An 8,808-nucleotide genomic window follows, 5' to 3' on the forward strand; every position below is an offset into this window, starting at 1 on the left:
TTTGAATTTGATTTTCGAAGAGTATGAGATTTCGCAGAAATGAAAACAGCCCTCAGAGGGCTGTCAGTTAAGATGTGATCTCAACTTAAATCGCAAACAAGTCATTCAAGTTCTCAGCCAAGGTTGGGTGAGTGAAGATTTGTTTTGTGAAGTAAGTGTAAGGAATCTTGTTGTCCATAGCAACAGTAATGATGTTGATGATTTCTTGAGAACCTTCTGAGAAGATGCTTGCACCAAGAATTTCTTTTGTTTCAGTATTAACAACAGCTTTGAAAGCTCCGCGAAGGTCTCCATTTACGTGACCACGAGGCATGGCTGCAACAGGGATTTCTTTCACTGCGTATGGAAGTTTCAAATCAGCTGCTTGGCTTTCAGTCAAACCAACTTGTGAAAGTGCAGGTGTGATGAACATAGTATTTGGCACATTGAGACGGTCCTCAAGTGTGTAGCTGCCATCTCCAGCAAGGTAGCTGTAAACAACACGGAAGTCATCAAGTGAAATGTAAGTAAATTGAAGACCACCGTTGACATCTCCAACTGCAAAGACACCAGGAACGTTTGTTTGACAGTGTTTATCTACTTTAATAGCGCCACGTTCAGTTAGTTCAATATCTGTATTTTCAAGTTGAAGTGGTTCTACATTTGGTTTGCGTCCAGTTGCGTAGAGAAGGGCGTCGAAACGGTAAGTTTCGTCTTCAGTTACGACAAGCACTTGGTCACCGTCGTTTTTAATTTCAGTAGTATGGATATTTTGAAGCAATTCAATACCGTCTTCTTCCAGGTATTGTTTAGCAAGAGCTGCGATGGAAGGTTCTGCACGAGGTAGGAATGTATCCAAGGCATCTAGGACTGTAACCTTGCTTCCTAGTTTATTGTAAAGGCCAGCAAATTCAAGACCGATATTTCCGCCACCAAGGACTCCAAGTTTTTCAGGCAATTTATCCAAGCTTTGGATACCTGTTGAGTCAAAGACGTTTTTGCTTGTAGCAAGTCCAGGGATTGGCAAGACGTTTGAAACAGCACCAGTGTTGATGACGATAGTTTCAGCAGTCAATTCTTGTTTTTCATCACCAGCTTGGATTTCGATGACTTTATTTGAAAGGAAGTGAGCTTCCGCATCAAAGATATTGACGCCAGTACCAGCAACAGTCGTATAGTTTTTACCGTTGAGGCGACCAGTGATCGTGTTTTTGGTAGCAATGACTTCTTCAAAAGACAAGTCTTTCTCGGCAGCAACCAGCAAAGTTTTAGTTGGGATACAACCGATGTTGATACAAGTTCCACCGTACATAGCTTTGCTACGTTCAACGAGGGCAACTTTTTTGCCAGCTGAAGCCAATTTACCAGCTAGTGTTTTACCAGCTTTACCAAATCCGATAACGATTAAATCATAAGTTAACATTTAGAATTCCTCCTATTCGAATTACATTCTAGCACAAGAAAAAAACTTTTGCACAATTCTGCTACGAAAAAGACAGAAAAAGATGAAAACTCTTTCCAGACAAAAAACTAGTAATTTTTTAACAAGCTTGATAAACTAAAATCCTATCTATTTTTATATAAGAAAGAATAAATGTTCGAAAATAGGAGGTTTTATGAAATCGAATCGTTATATTATTGCCTTTGCTGGGGTCATTTTACACTTAATGCTGGGTTCGACTTATGCTTGGAGTGTTTATCGTAACCCTATTATTGAAAAAACGGGATGGGATCAGGCTTCTGTTGCCTTTGCCTTTAGTCTAGCAATCTTTTGTTTGGGCTTATCGGCTGCATTTATGGGGCGTTTGGTAGAAAAATTTGGTCCGAGAGTCATGGGGAGTCTATCTGCTTTTCTATACGCAGGTGGAAATATCTTAACAGGATTTGCAATAGACCGTCAGGAACTGTGGTTGTTGTATCTAGCTTATGGCATTTTAGGTGGGCTTGGTTTGGGAGCAGGCTATATTACCCCTGTGTCAACGATTATAAAATGGTTTCCTGATAAACGTGGTCTCGCAACAGGTTTAGCGATTATGGGGTTTGGTTTTGCTTCTTTATTGACTAGTCCCATAGCGCAACATCTCATCGCAGGGGTAGGGCTTGTAGAAACTTTTTATATTTTAGGTGCAAGTTACTTTATTATCATGCTCCTAGCTTCACAATTCATTAAGCGTCCAAATGAGCAAGAGCTTGCAATTTTATCTGTTTCAGGGAAAGAAAAAACAGCCTCTTTGACGCAAGGGATGACTGCAAATCAGGCTCTAAAAAGCAATCGGTTTTATATACTTTGGATTATTTTCTTTATCAACATAGCTTGTGGTTTAGGCTTAATTTCAGCGGCATCGCCAATGGCACAGGAGATGGCTGGCTTGTCTACAAGTCATGCAGCAGTAATGGTGGGCGTTTTGGGGATTTTCAATGGATTTGGTCGCTTGCTTTGGGCGAGTTTGTCTGACTATATCGGTCGCCCTCTAACCTTTAGTATATTACTGCTTGTCAATCTTTTCTTTTCTCTCTCACTTTGGCTCTTTACAGATTCCGTTTTATTTGTAGTCGCTATGTCTATTTTGATGACTTGCTATGGAGCTGGTTTTTCTTTGATTCCAGCTTATCTCAGTGATATTTTTGGAACCAAGGAATTGGCCGCTCTGCATGGTTATATTTTAACGGCTTGGGCAATGGCTGGTTTAGCGGGACCTATTTTATTAGCAGAGACTTATAAAATGGCTCATTCTTACACACAAACCTTGTTCGTTTTTATCATTTTATATAGTATCGCCTTGGCTTTGTCTTATTATCTAGGTCGTTCAATCAAAAAGGAAAGCCAAAAACCGCTTACATGATTTTCTAGAGAAATTGGGCTATCTTTTGCTCTGGTCTTGTGTTATACTAGATAGGTTGCAAAGAAAACAGTACTTTTCTTTTGTGGAAAAGAAGCAACACGATTTTATATCCAGTATATGAAAATACGTCATAAAAAGAAAAGTATACACTAAGCCCTATGGGGTGGCTTCGCACCACCTTTAGAAAGAAGAACAACGTGAAATTTAATGAATTAAACTTGTCTGCTGATTTGCTAGCAGAGATTGAAAAAGCTGGTTTTGTAGAAGCCAGTCCGATCCAAGAACAAACCATTCCCTTGGCCCTTGAAGGCAAGGACGTTATCGGTCAAGCTCAGACTGGTACAGGAAAAACTGCAGCCTTTGGCTTGCCTACCCTTGAAAAAATCCGTACAGAAGAAGCGACTATCCAAGCCTTGGTGATCGCTCCAACTCGTGAACTCGCTGTCCAAAGTCAAGAGGAATTGTTCCGTTTTGGTCGTAGCAAGGGAGTCAAAGTCCGCTCAGTATACGGCGGATCAAGCATTGAAAAACAAATTAAGGCTCTTAAATCTGGTGCCCATATCGTGGTGGGAACACCTGGTCGCCTCTTAGACTTGATCAAACGCAAGGCCTTGAAATTACAAGATATTGAAACGCTTATCCTTGACGAAGCGGATGAAATGCTCAACATGGGCTTCCTTGAAGACATTGAAGCTATCATCTCCCGTGTCCCTGAAAATCGACAAACTCTTCTTTTCTCAGCAACTATGCCAGATGCCATCAAACGTATCGGTGTTCAGTTTATGAAAGAACCTGAGCATGTGAAGATTGCTGCTAAGGAATTGACAACAGAATTGGTTGATCAATACTATATCCGAGTTAAGGAACAAGAAAAATTTGATACTATGACACGTCTCATGGATGTGGAGCAACCTGAGCTTGCTATCGTATTTGGTCGTACCAAACGTCGTGTGGATGAATTGACTCGTGGTTTGAAAATCCGTGGCTTCCGTGCAGAAGGAATTCATGGAGACCTAGACCAAAACAAACGTCTTCGTGTCCTTCGTGACTTTAAAAATGGAAATCTGGATGTTCTAGTTGCGACGGACGTTGCAGCGCGTGGTTTGGATATTTCAGGTGTGACCCATGTCTATAACTACGATATTCCACAAGATCCTGAAAGTTATGTTCACCGTATCGGTCGTACAGGTCGTGCCGGTAAGTCAGGTCAGTCTATTACTTTCGTATCACCAAATGAAATGGGCTACCTCCAAATCATTGAAAACTTGACCAAGAAACGCATGAAAGGTCTCAAACCTGCAAGTGCAGAAGAAGCCTTCCAAGCTAAAAAACAGGTAGCTCTCAAGAAAATCGAACGTGATTTTGCAGATGAGACTATCCGTGCTAACTTTGAGAAATTTGGTAAGGATGCTCGTAAGCTAGCTGCCGAATTTACTCCAGAAGAATTGGCAATGTATATCTTGAGTCTGACTGTTCAAGATCCGGATAGCCTTCCAGAAGTGGAGATTGCGCGTGAAAAACCACTGCCATTTAAACCATCAGGTAATGGCTTCGGTGGTAAAGCTAAGGGAGGTCGTCGTGGAGATGACCGTCGAGACCGTGATCGTCGAGACCGTGATCGCCGTGGTAATGGTCGTCGGGATGATTTCAAAAAAGGAAGTCGTGGCAATGATCGTTTTGATAAAGACAGACGTTACCGTAAGGATAATAAAAAACCACGCAATACTTCAAGTGAAAAGCAAACAGGCTTTGTTATTCGTAACAAGGGAGATAAATAAGAAAAAGCGGTTCAAAATGAATCGCTTTTTTATATAAGGAGACCAAGGGTGAAAGAAGATGGTGATAGCAAAGGATAGGTGAAATGGAAAGGTATTATCAACCCACCTTCTTATAATGATATAATATCAAATATAAATTAGGTTGTCAATAAGAAAACATAATTTTCTAAAATATTTCAGCTAGTCTAAATTGCAATTAAATAAGCAATTTTCAGATAATAATTGAAAATTCAATCTGTTTATGTTATAATGATAGCGATTAAATTCGAGGTGAAAAATGGCACATTTATTAGAAAAAACAAGAAAGATTACATCAATTTTGAAGCGCTCAGAGGAGCAGTTTCAGGATGAGCTTCCTTACAACGCTATTACGCGTCAGTTAGCGGATATTATTCATTGCAATGCCTGCATTATCAATAGTAAGGGACGTCTGCTTGGCTATTTTATGCGTTATAAAACAAATACAGATCGCGTAGAGCAATTCTTCCAAACTAAGATTTTCCCAGATGACTACGTTCAAGGGGCTAATATGATTTACGAAACAGAAGCAAATTTGCCTGTTGAGCATGATATGAGTATTTTCCCTGTTGAGAGTAGAGAAGATTTTCCAGATGGCTTGACGACTATTGCACCGATTCATGTATCGGGGATTCGCCTTGGTTCTTTGATTATTTGGCGCAATGATAAAAAATTCGAAGATGAGGACTTGATTCTTGTTGAGATTGCCAGTACCGTTGTTGGGATTCAGCTTCTTAACTTCCAGCGTGAAGAAGATGAGAAAAATATCCGTCGCCGTACTGCTGTCACCATGGCGGTTAATACCCTTTCTTACTCCGAACTCCGTGCTGTTTCAGCAATTTTAGGGGAATTAAATGGAAATGAAGGGCAGTTGACTGCATCAGTGATTGCAGACCGTATCGGAATTACCCGCTCTGTGATTGTCAATGCCCTTCGTAAACTTGAATCTGCGGGAATTATTGAAAGTCGCTCACTTGGAATGAAGGGAACCTACCTTAAGGTCTTGATTTCAGATATTTTTGAAGAAGTGAAGAAAAGAGATTACTAATGACTAAAGCTTTAATTTCGATTGATTATACAGAAGATTTTGTTGCTGATAGTGGTAAATTGACAGCAGGGGCTCCAGCTCAGGCTATTTCGGATGCCATTAGCAAGGTGACTCGATTAGCTTTTGAACGGGGAGATTATATCTTCTTTACTATTGATGCTCATGAAGAAAACGATTGTTTTCATCCAGAAAGTAAACTATTTCCTCCTCATAATCTGATTGGGACTAGTGGACGCAATTTATACGGAGACTTGGGGATCTTTTATCAAGAGCATGGTTCAGACAGTCGTGTCTTTTGGATGGATAAACGCCATTACTCAGCTTTTTCAGGGACTGACCTAGATATTCGTTTGAGAGAGCGTCGCATTTCTACAGTTATCTTAACAGGTGTCTTGACGGATATCTGTGTCCTGCATACAGCTATTGATGCCTATAATCTAGGTTATGACATCGAGATTGTTCAACCAGCTGTTGCTTCCATCTGGCCTGAAAATCATCAATTTGCCCTAGGTCATTTCAAAAATACACTTGGAGCTAAGTTAGTAGATGAAAATCTAAATGAAATTTTAGAGTAATTTGGTTGATGAAATGAAAAAAATTGAAAAAAAGTGTTGACAAGCATCCCAAAAGTTGATATACTAGTAAAGTAATCGACGCGGGGATGGCGGAATTGGCAGACGCGCAGGACTAAGGATCCTGTGACCGCTTTAGGTCGTGAGGGTTCAAGTCCCTCTCTCCGCATAGGATAAGAGTTAGCTTAGGCTAGCTCTTTTGTATTTCTCTAAAAAATTAGAATCCAGTCAAATGTAGTGGAGAATCAGCGAAAATATGGGAAAGCTGATCCTTGTTTCTGCTTTTGTATAGAAGAATAATAAAGATTATCTTCTTCAAATTCTCCGATATTCTCTAAAGTTTTGTGCAAGTTGCACAGAATTTTTTTGTTTTTTTGGTCACCTTGCCATAGAAATGTAAAACGTTTTCATCTATAATATAATTATCAAAAACAAAAGGAGTTCACCTCATGGTAGAATTGAATCTTAAAAATATTTACAAAAAATATCCAAACAGCGAACACTATTCAGTTGAAGATTTCAACTTGAACATCAAAGATAAAGAATTTATCGTTTTTGTAGGTCCTTCAGGATGTGGTAAATCAACTACACTCCGTATGATTGCTGGTCTTGAAGACATCACAGAAGGTACTGCATCTATCGATGGCGTGGTTGTCAACGATGTAGCTCCAAAAGACCGCGACATCGCCATGGTATTCCAAAACTACGCTCTTTACCCACACATGACTGTTTATGACAACATGGCTTTCGGTTTGAAATTGCGTAAATACAGCAAAGAAGACATCGACAAACGTGTGCAAGAAGCAGCTGAAATTCTTGGATTGAAAGAATTTTTGGAACGTAAACCAGCTGACCTTTCAGGTGGTCAACGTCAACGTGTTGCCATGGGTCGTGCCATCGTCCGTGATGCAAAAGTATTCTTGATGGACGAACCTTTGTCAAACTTGGATGCTAAACTTCGTGTATCAATGCGTGCTGAAATTGCGAAAATCCACCGTCGTATCGGAGCTACAACTATCTACGTAACTCACGACCAAACAGAAGCGATGACACTTGCAGACCGTATCGTTATCATGTCAGCAACTAAGAACCCTGCTGGTACAGGTACTATCGGACGTGTTGAGCAAATCGGTACTCCTCAAGAAGTTTACAAAAACCCAGTTAACAAATTCGTTGCAGGATTCATCGGAAGCCCAGCAATGAACTTCATCAATGTGAAATTAGTTGGTAGCGAAATTATTTCTGATGGTTTCCGTTTGAAAGTTCCAGAAGGAGCATTGAAAGTTCTTCGCGAAAAAGGCTACGAAGGTAAAGAGTTGATTTTCGGTATCCGTCCAGAAGATGTGAATGCAGAACCTGCTTTCCTTGAAACATTCCCAGACTGTGTTGTAAAAGCGACTATCTCTGTATCAGAACTGCTTGGTTCAGAATCTCACCTATACTGCCAAGTTGGTAAAGACGAATTTGTTGCTAAAGTTGATGCTCGTGATTACTTGCAAACAGGTGCAACAGTTGAACTTGGATTTGACTTGAACAAAGCACACTTCTTCGATGTAGAAACTGAAAAAACAGTCTATTAAAATAAATAAAATTCAAAGCACTACAAGAAAAGATATCTCTTTATCGATTGTAGTGGAGAGATATCAGTTAATCTAGGGAGAGAAACAAAATGCTTCTCTCCTTTTTGCTAGGGAAGTCATATTATGTATCTATCTTGTGACGTGCCTTGAATAAAAATGGTCGTCTTATTTGACTTATAGGGTGACTAGCAAATGAAATATTGTTTTCCCTTTCTTCTTTACTGGAAAATATGCTATAATAGAGAGTAAAAACTTTGAAAGAAAGAAAAAGATGAATTTAAAAGATTACATTGCAACAATTGAAAATTATCCAAAAGAAGGTATCACCTTCCGTGATATTAGTCCTTTGATGGCTGATGGAAATGCTTATAGCTACGCTGTTCGTGAAATTGTTCAGTATGCTACTGACAAGAAAATTGACATGGTTGTAGGGCCTGAGGCTCGTGGATTTATTGTGGGCTGTCCAGTTGCCTTTGAGTTGGGAATTGGTTTTGCACCTGTTCGTAAACCAGGTAAATTGCCACGTGAAGTCATTTCTGCTGACTATGAAAAAGAGTACGGTGTTGATACCTTGACTATGCATGCGGATGCAATCAAACCAGGTCAACGCGTTCTTATCGTAGATGATCTCTTGGCAACAGGTGGAACTGTTAAGGCAACTATCGAAATGATTGAAAAACTTGGTGGTGTTGTAGCAGGTTGTGCCTTTCTTGTTGAATTGGATGAATTGAACGGCCGTGAAAAAATCGGTGACTACGATTACAAAGTTTTGATGCATTATTAATGAAAAACAGTCCCTAGGGCTGTTTTCTCTACATTAGGATATAAAAATAGACTATAGCTAGTTAGAGAAAAACTATAATTGAAAACTATATCTTCTTGCAGTATAATAAAAGGACTATGTGTTTGAAATTTAGTTTCATACTCAATGAAAATCAAAGAGTAAACTAGCCGTAAGCTGCTCAAAGTACAGCTTTGAGGTTGCAGATA

Annotated in this window: 7 protein-coding genes and 1 tRNA gene; 7 read left to right on the plus strand and 1 reads right to left on the minus strand. The window is 39.7% G+C overall.

The window, feature by feature from the left end:
- Positions 1–85 precede the first annotated feature (85 nt).
- Positions 86–1,402 carry an FAD-containing oxidoreductase gene (locus tag B4W83_RS05940; protein WP_000958947.1) on the minus strand — a complete coding sequence of 439 codons (1,317 nt, stop codon included), beginning with the start codon at positions 1,400–1,402 and terminating at the stop codon, positions 86–88.
- Between the two features lie 193 nt (positions 1,403–1,595).
- Here B4W83_RS05940 and B4W83_RS05945 point away from each other — a divergent pair, with 193 nt between their 5' ends.
- The 7 genes from B4W83_RS05945 to B4W83_RS05975 all read left to right on the plus strand — a co-directional run bounded on the left by B4W83_RS05945 (position 1,596) and on the right by B4W83_RS05975 (position 8,602).
- Positions 1,596–2,822 (plus strand): L-lactate MFS transporter, encoded by a 1,227-nt coding sequence (locus B4W83_RS05945; protein WP_000841590.1) that lies wholly within the window; start codon positions 1,596–1,598, stop codon positions 2,820–2,822.
- A 197-nt stretch (positions 2,823–3,019) separates the two neighbouring features.
- Positions 3,020–4,600 carry a degradosome RNA helicase CshA gene (gene cshA / locus B4W83_RS05950; protein WP_000671122.1) on the plus strand — a complete coding sequence of 527 codons (1,581 nt, stop codon included), beginning with the start codon at positions 3,020–3,022 and terminating at the stop codon, positions 4,598–4,600.
- A 277-nt stretch (positions 4,601–4,877) separates the two neighbouring features.
- Positions 4,878–5,666, plus strand: a complete 789-nt coding sequence (gene codY, locus B4W83_RS05955) for a GTP-sensing pleiotropic transcriptional regulator CodY (RefSeq protein WP_000940723.1) — start codon at positions 4,878–4,880, stop codon at positions 5,664–5,666.
- Positions 5,666–6,241, plus strand: coding sequence for a cysteine hydrolase family protein (locus tag B4W83_RS05960; protein WP_000158719.1), 576 nt, complete (start codon positions 5,666–5,668; stop codon positions 6,239–6,241). The genes codY and B4W83_RS05960 overlap by 1 nt, the downstream gene beginning before the upstream one ends.
- Positions 6,242–6,321: 80 nt before the next feature.
- Positions 6,322–6,407, plus strand: a tRNA-Leu gene (locus B4W83_RS05965).
- A gap of 280 nt (positions 6,408–6,687) precedes the next feature.
- Entirely contained in the window at positions 6,688–7,818 is a 1,131-nt protein-coding gene (locus B4W83_RS05970; protein WP_000229957.1) for an ABC transporter ATP-binding protein, read from the plus strand.
- A gap of 271 nt (positions 7,819–8,089) precedes the next feature.
- Positions 8,090–8,602 carry an adenine phosphoribosyltransferase gene (locus B4W83_RS05975; RefSeq protein WP_001049320.1) on the plus strand — a complete coding sequence of 171 codons (513 nt, stop codon included), beginning with the start codon at positions 8,090–8,092 and terminating at the stop codon, positions 8,600–8,602.
- The last annotated feature ends 206 nt before the right edge of the window (positions 8,603–8,808 follow it).

The sequence above is a fragment of the Streptococcus pseudopneumoniae ATCC BAA-960 = CCUG 49455 genome, from assembly GCF_002087075.1.
GTDB lineage: Bacteria > Bacillota > Bacilli > Lactobacillales > Streptococcaceae > Streptococcus > Streptococcus pseudopneumoniae.

Coding starts and splice junctions, on each gene's coding strand:
- B4W83_RS05940 (WP_000958947.1), bottom strand. CDS start 1,402: ATGTTAACTTATGATTTAATCGTTATCGGATTTGGTAAAGCTGGTAAA.
- B4W83_RS05945 (WP_000841590.1), top strand. CDS start 1,596: ATGAAATCGAATCGTTATATTATTGCCTTTGCTGGGGTCATTTTACAC.
- codY (WP_000940723.1), top strand. CDS start 4,878: ATGGCACATTTATTAGAAAAAACAAGAAAGATTACATCAATTTTGAAG.
- B4W83_RS05960 (WP_000158719.1), top strand. CDS start 5,666: ATGACTAAAGCTTTAATTTCGATTGATTATACAGAAGATTTTGTTGCT.
- B4W83_RS05970 (WP_000229957.1), top strand. CDS start 6,688: ATGGTAGAATTGAATCTTAAAAATATTTACAAAAAATATCCAAACAGC.
- B4W83_RS05975 (WP_001049320.1), top strand. CDS start 8,090: ATGAATTTAAAAGATTACATTGCAACAATTGAAAATTATCCAAAAGAA.